Annotated in this window: 2 protein-coding genes; both read left to right on the top strand. The window is 49.2% G+C overall.

What is annotated here, in order from left to right; translation table 11 throughout:
* Positions 1-148: YabP/YqfC family sporulation protein (locus CH339_RS26080; RefSeq protein WP_497847422.1), on the top strand; the 148-nt coding region annotated here is incomplete at its 5' end.
* A partial coding sequence (gene yabQ / locus CH339_RS25730) for a spore cortex biosynthesis protein YabQ (RefSeq protein WP_368731667.1) occupies positions 145-266 on the top strand: 122 nt, incomplete at its 3' end. The genes CH339_RS26080 and yabQ, both read left to right, overlap by 4 nt.

Here is a 266-nt window from a genome sequence, read left to right on the forward strand (position 1 = left end):
TGCAGTCAGAGGCGAAAACCTGCAGATGAAGAATCTCGATGTGGAAAAAGGCGTTGTCTCCATCAAGGGAAGAGTGCTTGATCTCGTCTATTTGGATGAGCAGCAGGGGGAGAAAGCTAAAGGATTTTTTAGCAAGTTGTTTAAATGACGCTGACCACACAGTTCTATACGATGCTGGCCATGGCCGGAATGGGGGCATGGCTTGGCGCTTCCCTTGACACCTATACCCGTTTTGTCGTTCGCTCGAAAACAGCAAGGTGGCTGTT

Origin of the sequence: Rhodobium orientis (assembly GCF_003258835.1) — a bacterium.
GTDB lineage: Bacteria > Pseudomonadota > Alphaproteobacteria > Rhizobiales > Rhodobiaceae > Rhodobium > Rhodobium orientis.